This window comes from Chitinophaga ginsengisoli (assembly GCF_003014595.1).
GTDB lineage: Bacteria > Bacteroidota > Bacteroidia > Chitinophagales > Chitinophagaceae > Chitinophaga > Chitinophaga ginsengisoli.
In genome coordinates, this window is the sequence record NZ_PYGK01000002.1 from 804514 (window position 1) to 821503 (window position 16990).

At 45.5% G+C, this 16990-nt stretch carries 7 protein-coding genes; 2 read left to right on the forward strand and 5 right to left on the reverse strand.

Annotation, left to right across the window (positions count from 1 at the left end; genetic code table 11):
• Positions 1 to 2: 2 nt before the first annotated feature.
• From CLV42_RS07755 to CLV42_RS07775, 5 genes are all read right to left on the reverse strand, one after another.
• Positions 3 to 3422: a DUF6603 domain-containing protein gene (locus tag CLV42_RS07755; RefSeq protein ID WP_106601314.1), complete on the reverse strand. Its 3420-nt coding sequence runs from the start codon at positions 3420 to 3422 to the stop codon at positions 3 to 5.
• 2 nt (positions 3423 to 3424) lie between these two features.
• Entirely contained in the window at positions 3425 to 5887 is a 2463-nt protein-coding gene (locus CLV42_RS07760; RefSeq protein ID WP_106601315.1) for a metallophosphoesterase family protein, read from the reverse strand.
• Positions 5888 to 6111: 224 nt separating this feature from the next.
• The gene (locus CLV42_RS07765) at positions 6112 to 6600 is read right to left on the reverse strand and encodes a hypothetical protein (protein WP_106601316.1); all 489 of its coding nucleotides are present in this window, start codon (positions 6598 to 6600) and stop codon (positions 6112 to 6114) included.
• Positions 6601 to 6602: 2 nt separating this feature from the next.
• A complete protein-coding gene (locus CLV42_RS07770) occupies positions 6603 to 7841 on the reverse strand; it encodes an AAA family ATPase (protein ID WP_106601317.1) in 1239 nt (412 codons plus the stop codon).
• A gap of 161 nt (positions 7842 to 8002) precedes the next feature.
• Positions 8003 to 9829, reverse strand: a complete 1827-nt coding sequence (locus CLV42_RS07775) for a family 20 glycosylhydrolase (RefSeq protein ID WP_245901540.1) — start codon at positions 9827 to 9829, stop codon at positions 8003 to 8005.
• 754 nt (positions 9830 to 10583) lie between these two features.
• Between CLV42_RS07775 and CLV42_RS07780 the strand changes: the two genes are divergently transcribed.
• The gene (locus CLV42_RS07780) at positions 10584 to 12653 is read left to right on the forward strand and encodes a CHAT domain-containing protein (RefSeq protein ID WP_106601318.1); all 2070 of its coding nucleotides are present in this window, start codon (positions 10584 to 10586) and stop codon (positions 12651 to 12653) included.
• Positions 12650 to 16930, forward strand: coding sequence for an ATP-binding protein (locus CLV42_RS07785; protein ID WP_146154333.1), 4281 nt, complete (start codon positions 12650 to 12652; stop codon positions 16928 to 16930). The genes CLV42_RS07780 and CLV42_RS07785 overlap by 4 nt, the downstream gene beginning before the upstream one ends.
• The last annotated feature ends 60 nt before the right edge of the window (positions 16931 to 16990 follow it).

A 16990-nucleotide genomic window follows, 5' to 3' on the forward strand; every position in this document is an offset into this window, starting at 1 on the left:
GGTTAATTGTTATTTATTTCATACTGAGATAAGATCTGCACTTTGTTCTTCAGCGCGGGTTGCTTTGCAGTAAGTGTATTGTACATTTCAACGGCTTCCGCATAACTGTTGGCTACCATACCTGCACTATGCATCTTCATATCGCTAACGTTGGCTACTACATATTGATCCTTCTGCACAGCCACTGCATCCGGCGCATTCACCGACTGGCGATTGGTAGCATAAGACATTTTGGATGCAGCCACTGCACTGCCTTTCAGATTGCTTCTGAAGAGCGACTTCGAATATTTATAGATACCCGCAAAGAACAAACTGAACCGCTTCTTCCGGAGATAGCTCAGCTCATAATCAACACTCTTGTTAACCGCAGGAGCAATGCTCAGGTCAGCACTGGCAGTCACCTTACAACCGCTTACATTTGTTTCAAACGAACGGCGGGAAAGCTTTTCATTATCCTTGAGATTGAAGAAATTGGCCGGTGCAAATCTTTCCGTAGCTGACGCATAAGTCAAATTGGTGGTACCGGTCTTCACACCATTGATCTTAAACAGATCTACATCTTTTGGCACCCTGGTGCCGAATTTCTGTATAGTCACTTCCATCGGCAATACCCTTTCACTAAAGGTGAGTACGCCCAGCGGGTGAATGACGATATTCGGAGAAGGGTTGTCTTCCGGTTGTATCAGTTTCAGGTCTTTTACACTTACGTGCAGCTTATTGTTATCCGGGATAACCGCCTGCCAGTTCTGGTTGTTATTGATCTCGTCGATCATCAGTTGCTGCAGGTCTTCTGTTATCTTAGCCACCGCATCCGGATCATCGCCCCAGGTAACATGGAACCCAATGCTGACATCGAAGAAAAGGATACTGAAACTGGCCTCTCCTTTTACGTCCCATGGCTTAGGACCACTCAGTTCGCCGGACAGGGTAATACCCTTAATAACGGATGTTCCATGTCGGAGCGCGAGTCCTGCATACAGTTTCGCCACGAAATGAAATGGCTCGAACTGGAACAGCACATCAAATCCGAGATAACCATACACATTAAAACCTGCCGCTTCAGCGTACAGTTCAGCTTTAGCGCCGAACTGCACCGTGTTGGAAGTGACAGCAAAATAACACTGGATGGTAATACGCGGATTCTCTCCCGACAACAGGCTGATGCCCAGGCGATCGAGGTTCTTGAACCCGTTTGGCAACTGCGGAATGGAAGGAATATCATGGAAGTCGGGATGGAATCCACCCACACTTAAAGCAAAGGTGGCATTGTCTCCCCATGCTACCAGCAATGCCAGGCTACCGGTCAGCGTAAATACCAGCAGTCTTGAATCGTACAGGTCTGCACGAAAGAAAATAAAGCTGTTCGGAATATCAATGATACCGACAAAATTGATCTGCAATTTCAGTACTGGTGCCTCTTCTTTCGGCAGGACGGCTTTCAGCACGCCAAGTATCACTACTCTCGGATCAGGGAAATCAACGATCACACCCAGGTCCAGCGTTACCAGTGTCGGAGTGCCCCACCCTATCTTAGCCATCAGTCCTACTACAAAATGGTCCTGTTGTATCGGGAAGACCTGTTTCAGGTCACTGATAATACGATTGATATTGGCCACCACATCTTCCGGGAAGAGAATGCTCTTCAGTGTATTGGTCTTCAAACCATCTACCAGCACATCTACCTTGATAGTACGATTCAGCCCAAGTAAGCCACCCAGTCCATTCAGTGTAAATCCGAATCCCAACTGGAAGCTGAAACCGGAAGCCGTTACTATTATCAACAGCGAATATCCATCACTGCCATCGGGCATTTTGGTATTGATGATGCCAATCGCTTTGAAGGTGAACAGGTTCTTGAACGAGAGTTCCAACGCGCCAAAATATTCCCCTGCCTTGGAATCGAAATAGAGGAAACCACCACCTGTTACCACACCGGCATCCACCGCTATACCAATACCATTAGGCGGTTTGAAGGAGAAGTCAATATCATAACCTGCAATAGCGCCTTCACCTGCAGGGTTCTTATTTAATTTGGCCAGTACACCGGTACGGGACACTGTAGCAGCAATCACGCTACCGATCTTCAGCTTGAAACTGACAGATACCTCTATCTGTTTTTCCTGGGTAGCCTCGTCGGAGGAGTAGGCCAGTGTGATCACATCAAAACTAACGGGGCCTAATGTGGCATATACCGGCAATGCAATGGTCAATCCGTTAGCCCCGCCATCCAGGAAGAAGCCTTTCTTCTGGCTGATCCCGATCGCTATATCAATCTTCTGGTCTAGTCCTTTTTTAGGGATCAGTGTGAAGGGGAAACTTGTCTTTGTGCCTCTGCCGAATTCAAAGGCTATTGTTGGCTTAAATTTGAATTCAATATCATCTTTAGAGAACCGGATACTTGTCTTAATTCTGCCATAACCAAACTTCATCACGGGATTAGCGAAGAGCGTTCCCTTCGTCACTTCATCCGTGTTGTTCTCCAGTATCATCTCCACAAAAGGATTGGTGGCAAGGGAAGCATCAGCCCCTTCGCCCACGCGGAATATGATACCCAATCCGCCCGTATCAAAAGTGAACTTCCAGTGATTGCCGAGGTCCAGTTCTATCTTTATCTCCCCGGTAATATCCATTACAGCGGCTTTTCCCTGCTGACTCAATGGCACTAATACCAATGTATTGGTCAGCTTACTTTCAACGGTATCAGCTTCATGTTTGATAGAGAAACTGAGTGTCCGTTGAGAAAGCATGTCTGCATTAGGACTGGTCGATGCGGGATAGGTATCATAACCGTAAGCAGCATCTACGCTTAAAGGAATACTAAAATGGAAGAATAACTTGTTCAGTAAGGTAAGTCCTACACCACCTACAAACAGCATCGTGTCAGACAGGTTACGGGCATGATCTTCATTTTCCAGTTTAAAGCCTTCACCTACATTCTCGAAGAACTTACCGATGGCGCCAAAGAGGTTAAGGATACCTCCCGATCTGACAGACTGCTGATCCACACTCTCAATAATGGACATCACCTTAAAGAACATGGGCGCCCTTAAACGGAAATAGTTCAGGGTCAGCAGGTTCATATACGAGGTGGTAAGCTCGCTGGCAGTCAGATTAGGATTGCCGGCGGAAGCTGCCTCGAAGAACTCTTTGATGACTGCCGATATCTGTATCAGGTCTTCCAGCACAGCGAAGAAGGCTATTTCATCTACCTCATCGGCCGACTTCTCTACATACTGGTTGATACTATTCAGGCTTGCCGTTGGAACGGCAGGAGATGAATTGGCAAAGGAAGGGTCCAGGCCAAGAGAGGCCAGCCCTTCTTTCCTGTCTTCCAGCGTACCGCCGAGCATATCCACAAAAGGATTGAGTATGTCCCGGGCAATCTTCACATATTGTTGCAGCAGATTTTTATTATCAGCCATGGTCAGCTAAGTTGTGGGGGTGTATCTGAAGTTGGTTCCAGAGAAGTAGTATGCATTGTGTAACAGGCAGGCTCCTCATACAGATCATCGTCGGGCAAACGGTACCAGAACTGGTGTTCAACAGACAGCTTACCGGCATCCTTTTTAATCTTTACAAAACCTATATTGGATGACCAAACCACTCTCCTTGCGATATTATCTTCAAAGGCTTTCTGATGCCTTGCTACTACTTTTTCATAACCGTCTTTGACAGAAGGAGCGGAAGCGAGATTGATATCCGGCGTGATCGTATCAATACGGATCTTTTCTGGTCTTGCACCCACGGTATCAGTATCGGGCCTTTCATCTCTCAGGATATTCAGTCGCCAGGACCAGTCAGCCGCCGGCGTCACAGTCGCCCCAGGGAACCAGCCTTGCGGAGAAAGTACTACCGGGTTCTTATGCCGGCGCATTTCATTCCTGGGAGAGATACTGCCATTCACGTTCACCACCTTGTTCAACCAGCCCAGTCTTTCAGAAGGGAAATACGCCGCTGACTGCAACTGCTGTAACCTTCCGCTGATAAGGATGTGTTGATTGCCGAGCGTATCCGATTCATTCTTCAGCGCACTGGATACCAGCTGTACGATCCTTGTCTTATCCGCGCCCTTGAAATAGTCCATCACAGTGCTCAATCCGAAATGTACATCCCCGGAAAGGATCACCACCTTTTTCAATTTCTGTATGGTGGCAAGGAAACTTTCAAAGACGGCAAAGTTCAATGCCCAGGCTTCCGTATCAGCATATACATTACTTTTAATGGAACTCATGAGAGGCTGTATCAGCTCTTCAAATACGGCCAGTCCTAATACCGGTGCAGGCGATACAATGAATACCACTTCCGCACCCAGCGGCAGCGGTGTAGTAGGTAATTGTTCCAGCAAGGCATCCGGCGACATTAATCCGGGACTACCATGTCTTGTTTCATACACTCTCCTTGTGCGTGTATCAAGTACATACGTGGTGGTAGGTCCTGTAGGCACATTAAAGTGCAGTTTTATCTTTGGTACATTGCCATCAAAACCCAGCAGGGCATCAATAGCATTGGCCACGCTCAGCGAAGGACCTTCTGTATTGCCGGGGGCAGCTACCTGTTTTATCTGCGTCAGTAAAGTGGCTTTATCACCTGATTCAAAGCTCTTCGGATCATTACCCCAGCCCTGGAACAGTATATAGGCCATCAGCCCGTTCCTGATAATATTCACGCCCAAAGGATGGCTCAGCACCTGGTCACGCCAGTCGCGGGTCATGTACCAGTCGTCCGTAATTTCATGATCATCCAGTATCATATACACCGGCACATTAGCGAGTATCCTCGCTATACGCGGCAGGTTGTCCCTGAACTCTATCACGTTCTTCAGCTCTTTCTTAAACATCCTCTTCATCTGTTTCTCCCACCTATCCCGCTTCTCATTGGAGGTGTGATTGAACATCTCTTTTTCTTCAGCGTTCATCAGGAAGTCACGCATGTCAGCAGCGCTATCGTCTATCATGGTCATGAGATCAGCAAAGATGGTATCCATAGCCCCTTCGCTGATGTCTTCCTTTATATTAGCCAGTTCCGTCGGCCACAGATGGTTACTGAAAGAGAACAGGTACATGGCCACGAACTCATGAAAGGCAATCAGGTGGCTGTCGTCATCATCACTGCTGAACTTTGCGGATTCCTTCATGAGGGTACGCCGCAGATTGGGAGGGAAATTGGTCAGTGTAGCGCTGGCCGTCTTTGTATTACTAACGGTGATCTTTTCGTCAAAATCATCCCCAAACAAGGCCTTCCCCTGCCGGGATAACCAGGGCAGTACCATCATGGGTACATCATCTGCATAGATCTGATCGCCCGTCAGAAATAGCTGGTGAGGACGCTTATTCGGCTCATTAATATAACTGCCTATGAGAAAGTCCATCGCCGCCAGTCCGTCTTTCCCGATACCATGCATCTTTCTGCAGGAGCCGTGCATGATGATCAGATCCTCCAGGTTAGTGGGCGTTAATGAGAAAGAAGGCAACTGCCCTTCCTTAAACCCGATAGCCATATTGGAGAAGCGCGATGTGACCGGGTTCGTCTGGTCAGCAAACAATCCTTCCGACTTCAGGTCGCGCAGGGTACTCGAATTAGTATCTGTAAAGCGGACGTTATAGCAATACACCTGGTTCGGCACCAACGGTAACTTAGGTGCCTCAATGTTCAATGTAATAAAGGCAATGTGGAAATGGGTACCGATGCGTTGCGTATCTGTCGTAGCCGTATAATCCGGTGGGATCTCCGGTTCATATACAGTACTCGTCTTCTGCGTCTTGATGATTTCAGACCATAAATGCAACTCTATATGCTGTGGCTCGGAAAACGCCATCCAGATAGTCACCAAACGAGGTTCTACTCTTCGCAGGATGGGGCCTGCCAGTATTTGGGGTAATGCAGCCATACATTAAATTTATCAGACAATTAATGCAGCCTCACTGGTTCGGTAAATATAGATTGAGCGATTGATTTTTGGGGTCAAACGCGAAAATGTAATTCGGGGTAATTAGTATTTTAACACAGTAACACTAGGTTCACAGTATAAATCTATATAGAATTTTGAAGAAATGGAAGTTTTGGGGGATTTTTTTGTCGGGCCCGTGTGCCTACTGCTCAGTTCCTTCTTTTCTATTTAGCGATAATAATTTCCGCCTGGACATCTACTCTGAAACCATATTTCCGGTAAAACCTAAGATTAAGTTCATTATCTATTTCCTGGAAGCGTGGGCGCCTTTTATTGCAGGCAAAAGCCTTTTTATGTTTAAAGCTGCTTATATCGTGATGCGCTTTCAGAAATTCAATTGTTGACGCCAGCTGGTCTACAGCCCCTTTTTGCCAGTGGGAAGTGGCATCTTTAAGTTCGATGAGGTACAAACTATTGTCTGACGTTAACATTCCATCACAACGGCCTCTATCATTTTCTTCATGATCCTTTATGACACATTTGTCGATAGCAGTGAATACTAATTGCTTTTGATCATCATTTTTAACTGTGGCAATCCATTCCGACAGATTTACTGTATCAGTAAATGCTTTGCCTCCATCCTGATCATCACATATTCCAAATAATTTATGCCGGAACGGTGGTTCCTGGCAGACAGTATCAAAAAAATTCATACTTATATTTCTTCTTCTATTTCCAGTAATGTATCGAAAAGATTATTTCCCTCCCTCAACATATCATTCAGATAGTTTTTATCTGTTGGAATGCCTTCGGCAGCAGATAGTTTCTTAATAGTTCCGTCCAGCTCATTTAGCTGATATACGATCACCGACGCTGAGGAGATCAGCGATTTGCCTGAAATGACTTTCTCAAGTTGGGGTAACAATTCAGATTGTTTCCCTGCTTCAATGATTTTATCCTTCAAATAATCAGCTTGTATAGCTATACTTAAAAAGTTAATAATGTATGGGCTGTGTGTAGTCATTATCAATTTGTTCCCATCACTCATGTTATTAAACTCAAGCAAACATTGAAGCGTTTGCCATTGTGAAGACGGGAAAAGATTTTGCTCCGGCTCTTCTACTATATTTACAAAAGCGGTTTTATTAAATTTTGAGGAAAGAGCAGAAAGCGCAATCCTCCGCTGTTCATCTGTAAGTGATGCATTTGCCCAAATGTCTACTATCCCTTTCTTGAATCTTTGCAATTCATCACTACTCATGGGCTCTTTATTATCATCACTTTGCTTCTTCACGGAAACTGCCAGGTAATCTGATACAAGGAACAAAGGCACCAATGACTGGAAACCGCTGGAAGCATCGGTTAACTTAGTTTTATATCCATCGCCTCTAAGATTCAATGTATCATTTAATTTATCATACTCAATGTCGGAATTATTGATGGGTAATTTTACATGTCCCTTCATCGCATCTTTCGCATTCTCAAATTCGGTAAGGAATTCTTTGAGAGAATCTGACGAAAGCTTTAATTCCCTCGCAGTTTTAACATAGGCAATAAAGTTTCTCTCCGCAGGCACATACATTATCTGGGGAAGCGAATAAGAAGACCCTGATATCTCTTCGATATTTAAAGAGCCATCAGCATATCTTATAGAATAGGCATCTCCCCGGTATTCTATTTCAGTTTTATTATCCAGTAAGTAATTTTCCAGACGATGGTACCTGAGGTACTGATTCTGGAGTTTATTCTTACGCTCAAACCACTTTTTATCATAATCACCCCGCACCAATGCCTTTTCTATCCAGGTAAAAGTCGATATCAGTTTCGCAACTGCACTTTTACCTGATCCCTGATTACCTATAAAGACAGTCGCCTTTTTAACTTCAATCCAGCCATCATTGTCGAGCAAACCTTCCTTAATAGGGCCAAAATTTTTTATTCTGATTCTACTCATTGTCTGATCCTAAAGTGTTTTGATAAGCAGATCCCTACTTTACTTTGTTTTAACAAATCTACAGAAAATAAGGCTATAATATAAGATTCAAAGTTTTCGTATAAACGAACAGGATGCCCCATTACTGAGAACATCCTGCCCTTATCAAATTAAAACAATCTCTATTTTCCTTCCTGCAACGGAACACTGAACATATTACTTATTCTTCCTCCCGGTGTCACGATAATATAATTCAACACCATTGGCTTTTCACCCGGAACAGGCAATGCAATAGGCCCGTTATACAGATTACCTGTCTGATCAGGTTTATGACCATCCAGTGTATAATACACTAAACTGTTCGCTACGAAAGGCGTGATCTCAGCCGTCCTTCTGCCAGCAGCATTCGTCGCGAATGCAACTTTTGCTTCAGGAATACGGAAGAAATATTGCATCTCTTCCAGTTCCTGCAAACGTGCGGGCAGTCTTCTGGTGGAGAATTCATCGTAGTTCTGTTTATCCCTTGGCGTCCAGGCTATTTCAGATAAAGCCAGTATCCGTGGGAACAACATGTACTCCAGTTTATTGTTGGTACCGATATATTCTGTCCACAGGTTCGCCTGTACACCTAATACCAATTTCTGCTGATCCGCAGTCAGGGAATCAGGACGTGGATGGTAGCTGTATACTCTTTCCAGTGGCAGGAAACCACCGATAGCAGTAGGCTCAGTTGTTTTATCCTTTGCCTGGTAATGGTCGATATACAGGTGACTGTTAGGTGTCATGATCACATCATGCCCCATTCTTGCAGCAGCAATACCGCCCTTTTCACCTCTCCAGCTCATTACAGTAGCATTAGGCGCTAAACCACCTTCCAGGATCTCATCCCAACCAACAAGACGTCTGCCGTTCTTGTTCAGGAATTTTTCGATGCGGGAAATGAAATAACTCTGCAGCTCATGTTCGTCTTTCAGTTTCTGTTTGCTGATGATACCCTGTGCGAATTTGGATTGCTGCCAGTGCTCTTTTGGTACTTCATCTCCACCGATATGGATATATTGGCTGGGGAAGATAGCCATTACTTCTGTCAGTACATCCTCCAGGAATTTAAAGGTCTCTTCCTTCGGACATAAGATAGCATAATGCACGCCCCAGTAACCAGGTACGTTGTACGTGGTGTCTTTACAACCGAACTGCGGATAAGCCGCCAGAACAGCCGTGCTATGACCAGGCAGCTCAATTTCCGGCAGGATCGTGATCTTACGGTCAGCGGCATACTTTACCAGTTCACGGGCTTCTTCCTGGCTGTAATAGCCACCGTGTTTTTCACCATCGTATACAAATGGCTTGAAATCACCATATTGTCCCAGGATGGTAGAATCACGCCATGCGGATATCTGTGTGAGTTTAGGATATTTTTTGATCTCGAGGCGCCATCCCTGATCGTCGGTGAGATGCCAGTGCAGCCTGTTGAATTTGAAATAGGCCATCACATCTACGATCTTTTTCATTTCATCGAGAGAGAAGAAATGCCTGCTCACATCAACCATTACACCGCGGTAGCCGAACTCAGGTTTATCGGCAATCACTACCGCCGGTATTCCCAGACTGCCATTCTGCACATTGATCAGTTGCAGCAGCGACTGTAAGCCATAAAAGCAGCCGATATTGCCACCTTTGATGGTTACCTTGTCTATTCCAGCTGTCAGGCTATATGCCTCTGTGGTATCGTTCTGTTCTTCCAGTACGATGGCCCTTCCTTTGGCATCAGGAGCTACAGTAAGACGGATACCATAACGGTTCCATAGGAAATCATTGAACAATGCTGCGTTTTTCCTGGCGGCATCACTCTGCGCTACCAGAACTGTCTGCGGACCGAGATCGAACCTGCCATTCGCAGGTTGCATAGACGTGGGTTTGGGTATTAAGGAATAGTTTCCCTGCTGCGCATAGGCGCCGCTAACCCCTAACGAAAGAAGTAAGATAGAAGCGATTCTTTTTAACATCATCCTGTTTTATTGGTTTACTAGATCAAATTGCACATGAAAAGTTTAAGTACCTGTAACGTGGAAATATACCCTCCTTATAGCATAATATTATCCAAACACTGATAGTATTTACACTGGTTTTCCGTAACTGGCTGAGTTATCGGACAATATAGTGAGAATTTAATGGGAATCAAAGCCGTTCATCCTATAAATATGTTCCAGATAGGGTGAAGTACCCTATCAGATCCGGTGGAGGCTATATCCTATAGGCTCATTACTATAGCATTATAGGCACTTCCTATAGCCACGGCTATACAATAGTGCCTGTAACGTAGGACCAGAGAGCCTATAGATAGAGAGGTCCACCATAGTCGGAGCGAATCTCTACCGAAGCTCCACCCCTCCTCAAAACGCCATTAACAAACCATAATAGGACTCCTTTAGGAGTCCCCTTGTTTGTAGCGCGGGGTTTTCAACCCCGGGTAACAATGCGTTCAGGTCCACCCATACGTCCGGTATACGTCCGGTATACGTCCGGTATACGTCCGGTATAAAGCGTACCTTCCCCCAGGCAACGACACATCCCCCTCATATTATTATTTTTTCATCGTGATTATTTTCCTTAACTTAATACCAGCATATTAAAAATAACTAACAAGTTATAATTGACTGAAATGTAGAACTGAAAAGGTAAGTAAGAATCATATACCCCAAGATAGAAAGCAGAAACATACCCCAGATAAATCCACACAACCCCGGTTAAACACAACACAAGATGTCCAGATTAGCACTGTTGGCATATGCCAATGATATGAAGGAGGGACCCTTACAATTTGTCGAACAGGAAATTAAAGAGATCAACACTAATTTCGGAAATATCAAAAAACACCTGAGTCCGGAAATCCTGATCAGCGCCACAAAAGATAACATGTTCCGCTTTTTCGCCGACCACGGTCCCGAAATTGAAATCCTGCACTTCTCAGGACACGGGAACAGCCTCGCGCTCTTCTTCGAAAAGGACGGACTATTCAGGAAAGAGGGACTCGCAGAACTATTAAACCTCGCCCCGAACCTGAAACTGGTCTTTCTCAACGCCTGCGCGTCCAAAGAGATCATAGACGTACTGCATACCCCTGATGCCGCCCATCCGAACAAGGGTGTGCCTATCGTGATCGGTACCCACCGTCCGGTATACGACAAGGTAGCCGCTGATTTCTCGATTTATTTCTATACCGCCCTGACCAAATCATGGCAAATTGGAAAAGCATTTGATTTCGCCAAAACCTTCGTCCTCTCGGGCGAACATTTTGCATTGTTCCCTAAAGGCACTAACCGTTACATAGGCACCAAACGGGCTGCGGTAATGGACGACGAACCAGACGATGATAAAAGCGACCAGTTCCCCTGGGGCATTTACTACAAGGAAGCGATGAACGATGAATGGTCTGTCACCCAATACCTGAATGAGAAATATGACGATAAAGAGAAGTATGCACCTAACGATGAACTGATACGGGCGCTGGCCTCCAATGCCAGCCGCATATACGCCGGTCTGACAAAGGAAAAGAACCAGCTTATAGAATCGCTGTATGAAAAGAATGATCTCTCCGCCAAGGAAGTATTGATCGAAGTCGAAAACATCAATGACAAGTTTAACCGGCGGAATAATCAGCTGAAAGAGATCGACGACCTGTATACGGCCTATATAAAAGATCCGCAGAGCCTCAGTGATATTGCAGATAAACTCATTAATACCTTCCCCCTTCCCCTGGGTAAGCTGCTGCAAAGGATGTATTCTTTTAGTAAAGAAAACCTGCTGACGGAAGAAGACTACAATGAATTCCTGGAACTGCAGATCAACTTCTATGAAATACTGGTGAAACTGGCCGCATCCACCATCCTCTCCGACCTGCTCGAAATATATGGCCTGAAAGAGAAGATCGGGAAGACCATGGAGCTGAACCCGATACAAAAGGAGATCATCCTGAGCTATTTCAGACTGACAAAAGAAAATGTAGACGATTTCGATTATACCTCATTCATTGAAGTGATCGGACAGGTATTAAAAAAGAACCTGGAGAATGAAAAGGGAATTGATGCTTTCGTAAAGGAATACCTGAACGTTAAAAACGTCAATACCTACGAGAATAACTTCTTTAGCTCGCACATGCTCATCAAGGGTATCAAGGCGAAGTTGCCTACCCTGAATACCGCTGCGGCCTATATCCATCATTGCAAGCTCATTGAACAGGGCCTGATCGATCTGCTGAAAGAACTGTTCTTCATCCTGCAGTACAAAATGGTGGTGATCAAAAACGTGGAAGCCATCCGAAAGAGGAATCTGTTGAACAAAACCTATTTCCATAAATACCTGCTGCTGGAACAACGCATCTCCGACAGGATGGAAGTACTGGAGCTGCAGTCCCTGCCGGAATATGCCGAGTCTTATTCCGTTATACTGGTGAAAGAGATCTACAGGATGTTTGAATACCTGTCCCTCTCTCCTTTCCTGATCGATAAAAATGTACTGTGCGAATTTGATGGCGTAGACCTCTATTTCTACAACTATACGGAAGGTGAGGGTATTGTGTACAAAAGTCTGACCAGCAATGAACGACAGATCCACATCCTGCCGGAAACGAATGAGATAGAGCTGGGCGCCACTACGATCACCAAAATAACGATTCGTTTCATCGAGGAAATGACCAGCAAAACTGACCGGGAGAAGAACAGGATCACAAACAGGCTGTTGCAACTGCATGCAGAATTCCTGTATTACAGGTCTAAAATTGCCGCTACCCCGGCTGTTGTATCCAGTTCAACCCCTATAAACAGCGAATCATGAGCACGTCGATGGAAAATCCCTTCAAACTGCTGGAGTCTTATACAAAAGAAGATAAAGACATCTGGGGTGGCCGTACGGCCGAGATAGATAACCTGTATAACCTATCATTTGCAGCCAGTCTCATACTGATCTACGGGATATCGGGTGTGGGTAAAACCAGCCTTATTCAGTGCGGACTGGCCAACAAGTTCAAAAGGACGGACTGGCATGCCATCTGGATACTGAGGAAGAATAACATAGCAGAAAGCCTGGTCAGTACCCTGCAACAGGAAGCGCGTGAAACCAATACCGGACAAGCGGCCAGCATTCCCGAATTGATCCGGAAGATTTATTTACGGCATTTTAAGCCCATCTTCCTCGTTTTCGATCAATTGGAGGAATTATTCATCTTCGGAACAAACGAGGAAATTCAGGGCTTTATAAGCACAATAAAGGATATTCTCAACAACGACATACAATGTAAGATCATCCTGGTGCTCCGGGAGGAATACCACGGACATCTGAAAATATTGCAGGATTCCGGTGTCCCTGTCTTTAAGGCCTCTGTGAAAATTGAGCCCATGAGCATTGCGGATGCTACTGACTCTATCGCCAGACTGCTGGATAAATTCAACATCCGGACACCCGATGGCGACCATCTTGGCTGTGCTGCCAGGATCGCATCCGACTGCGCTACGGAAGGCCGGGTAGACCTGGCCAACCTGCAGGTATATCTCTTCTGGGCATGGGAAAAAGCCGCAGAGAAAGCAGAAACGGATGAAGACATTGCTTTCACCCAGAGCATTCTCCGGGAGATCGGAGAAGGCAGAAATATGCTGGCCCGTTACCTGAATGCTGTCGTGGAAAAGGTCTCAAAAGGAAAGGCGGGCGGGGTATGGTATCTCCTGCAGCATTTTGTTTCAAAGTCGCAGACCAAACAGCCCCTACGCCTCGGGGAATTGCAGGATATTGATCCACAGATTGCCAGGTCATGGCTGAATGGCCTGAGCAAGGGCCGGCTCGTGAAATGTAGCAGGGAAGGCGATAACGAAGTATACTTCCTCGTTCATGACAGCCTCGTACCACTGATCATACAAAAGAGAACAGCGGCCTCCCGTGGCCGTAACCGGCATCCCACGGTACAGGGTAATCCTTTTAAGGGACTCCCCTCCTATGAAGAGAAAGATTCCAGCATCTTTTTCGGCAGGAGTATGATATTGCGGGAACTACTGGCCTTCTTTGAAGATAAAAGATTGCTGGTGATCGTAGGCCCCTCCGGATCAGGCAAATCCTCCATTATCAAAGCCGGTATTATTCCGGCCATGAAACAGGAAGGATACCAGGTGCTACAGGGAGAACCCGGCGCTCATCCCATGCTGTTCGGAAAAGAGATCATCAAAAAAACACATGTACTGAATGGAGACAAATTCCTGCTGTACATAGACCAGTTCGAAGAACTCAGCACACAGGCATCTACCCGCGAAAGCGAGGACTTTATCAAAATACTGAATGAACTGGTGGAAGATACTCACGCAGCCAGCCGCAACCTCAAAATCATATTGAGTGTACGCTCAGACTATGAGTATGAATTCGAACGGGCGCTCACCAACTGGCGGGAATCGAAAAAGACCGTACCTGATCTGATGGAAAGCGCTGTCCGGGAGATCATTACAGAACCGGCTTACCTCGCCGGACTGGAATACAAACCGGTATACCTCGTAGAAAATATCGTGCGTGATGTGATGCAGTCCAATGGTACACTGCCGCTCCTCTCCTATGCCCTGGAACAGATGTATATCGAATATGAAAAGAGCGGCGCCAATGATGGCTATCTTACCGAAGACCACTACAACGCCATCGGCGGTGTGGTGGATGGCTTAAGACTGCGGGCGTCCAAACTGTATACCAGTTCCGATGCAGATACCCAGCGTACCATCAAGAACGTGATGCTGCGCATGGTATCTCTGAGCATCAATGAAAAGGCTTCAAAAAGGATCCTGGCAGAAGAACTGATATATGAAAGTCCTGCAGAAAATGAACGCGTACAGAAAGTGTTGAATGACCTTGTCAGCAGTCGCCTGATCGTATCTGGCCCAAATGAAAGCGGTCAGGTATACTACGAACCTGCACACGATTCCCTGATCCGTTCATGGAACCTCATAGGCGATTGGATAAAGCAATATGGCAAGAATATCCTGTATCTCCAACAGGACCTTTCCGAAGCAGTGAAGCAGTTCAAAGAGAACCCCAAACGCTTATGGCATGATGATTCCCGGCTGGATACACTGTTAAGCATCCTGAAATCGTCCGACAACTGGCTGAACCAGGCTGAAACCAGCTTTGTAAAAAGAAGCGAGCAACGCCGCCGTGAGCTGGAAGACAGAAAGAACAGGCGGCAGCAGGAGCTAATTGAGGAAAGGGATAAGGTGATCGCTTATGAAAAGAAAGAGAAGGAACTGTTGGAAGAAAGATTGAATAAACAGGTATACATCGCCAGACTGAATGAAGAGAAGGAAGAAGCTTTAAAGGAAAAACTGGAAGAAGCGAAAGCTAAAACCCGCCTGCAGAAGGAAAGGACCTGGTTTACCTTACTGGGATTATTCCTGCTGTCTATAGCTGCATTCTATGCCTTTAGCCAGTATAAGGAAGCCAATCATAACCTGAAACAATCGCTCGAATATATTGACAGCGTTAAACTACTGAGACATAAGGACAGTCTTTCGACAAAGACACGGGACAGCTTGTATGACATAGTAAGAAAACAATCCGCTGTTAACCAACGGAAAGCAATAGAGGCTTTGGAGTCCAGTATCCTGGCTAACGATGCTGCCAAAAAAGAAAGGAGAACAAGGAAAGAACTGGAAAAACAAAAGAAAGTACTGCTGGAGCAGAAAGCAGCGCTGATACAGTCACGTGATTCTGTAAATACATATTCGCTATTCCTTCAGAATAAATCAGATTCACTAAAGCAACAACTGGACATTATAAAACGCAAAGACGAGGAAATCAAAAACGCCAAAACAATCGCTTCCTTCTTTGCAAAATCACGGACGCTACAGCGTTCGGACCCTGCACTTGCCTACCAGCTGGCGCTGGAAAGTTTAAGGCATGATAGCTCCAATCGGCAGCTCAGAGACTATATCAAAGATACGTTGAATAAGCAATCCACTTTCTATGAATCATTCATTCTCGACAGCGTATCTTCTGCATTCTTCTCTGATGATGGCAACTATGCAGTGGCACTGCTGCAGGATGAAAAAAACATGACCATTCTCGATCTTACTACGCACGAAGAAATACCGGTGCGGGCGCGTGCAAAAATACTGTCGGCAGAATTCAGCCCGGTTGACAACAGTATGCTGGTCACAACTAAGAACAATATCTACAGATATAATACGAATGGGCAGCTGGAATCTTCCGAAAGAATTGACAATCTTGTAAAAGCGACCTATACAGCCAGGGGAAAGATCATCGTACTGACACCCAATGAGATCCAGATTAAAAGAGCCGTCGGTACGTCTCCCATTATCTATATTCCATCCAAAAATAATACAGATGATATTATTGATGTGTGTTCCAATGATACAATACTTTATCTGAAAAGACAGATAGGAATAGAGACCTATGATCTGACAAACGGAAGATCTATTAAAACCTACCGAAAACCCGATGCCATCCTGGAAAAAGGTGGCAATGGCTTCGTTCTTCTGGACAAAAATAACAACAATGGTTATGACATCACTATTGCGAAAAGCACCGGCAACAAAATTGTATCGGAGACGCACTCCATCCCATTAGAAAAAGAATTTGAGAAAATCTCCTTGGTTAGTTTTGCAGCTGACCTGAACACTATTTATTATCTGGCTCACCCATCCGTTGTACAACAAGATTTTCAGCAACAGCAGATCAGCAGGCAGGTCAACAGCCCCGTCCTTGTATCCACTCCGGTATTGTATACGTACAAGGCACCTAATGCTCCCAGAAGGATTGTCCGGAATATATTCTACAGCAAAAAGATCGTATTATCCGAAAAAGGAGATTATATCATTACGGGAGAAACGGGCGTCCTGACAGTATATGACAAAGACGGAAGACCGCTGGACCGCTTTGGTGGATATGTAAATTACACATCCTGGTCTTTTAATCCCGCCAATACAGACATCGTACTCAGCATGAATGATTCCCGGCTCAAGCTCTGGGCCAGGGGAACCCCCAACACATTGGCCACCCAGCATAAACTCAAAACATTTACCGAATCGGAGCTCCGGAAAGCAGTGGAAGATATTGCCTTTCGCTGATACAGCGGATTAGAAAATAAATCAGCTGCCGATCATTCCTCAGCAGCTGATTTATGGCAT

Excerpts from the sequence above, each read along its gene's own strand:
- CLV42_RS07765 (WP_106601316.1), bottom strand. The coding sequence starts at position 6,600 with ATGAATTTTTTTGATACTGTCTGCCAGGAACCACCGTTCCGGCATAAA.
- CLV42_RS07755 (WP_106601314.1), bottom strand. The coding sequence starts at position 3,422 with ATGGCTGATAATAAAAATCTGCTGCAACAATATGTGAAGATTGCCCGG.
- CLV42_RS07785 (WP_146154333.1), top strand. The coding sequence starts at position 12,650 with ATGAGCACGTCGATGGAAAATCCCTTCAAACTGCTGGAGTCTTATACA.
- CLV42_RS07770 (WP_106601317.1), bottom strand. The coding sequence starts at position 7,841 with ATGAGTAGAATCAGAATAAAAAATTTTGGCCCTATTAAGGAAGGTTTG.
- CLV42_RS07760 (WP_106601315.1), bottom strand. The coding sequence starts at position 5,887 with ATGGCTGCATTACCCCAAATACTGGCAGGCCCCATCCTGCGAAGAGTA.
- CLV42_RS07775 (WP_245901540.1), bottom strand. The coding sequence starts at position 9,829 with ATGATGTTAAAAAGAATCGCTTCTATCTTACTTCTTTCGTTAGGGGTT.
- CLV42_RS07780 (WP_106601318.1), top strand. The coding sequence starts at position 10,584 with ATGTCCAGATTAGCACTGTTGGCATATGCCAATGATATGAAGGAGGGA.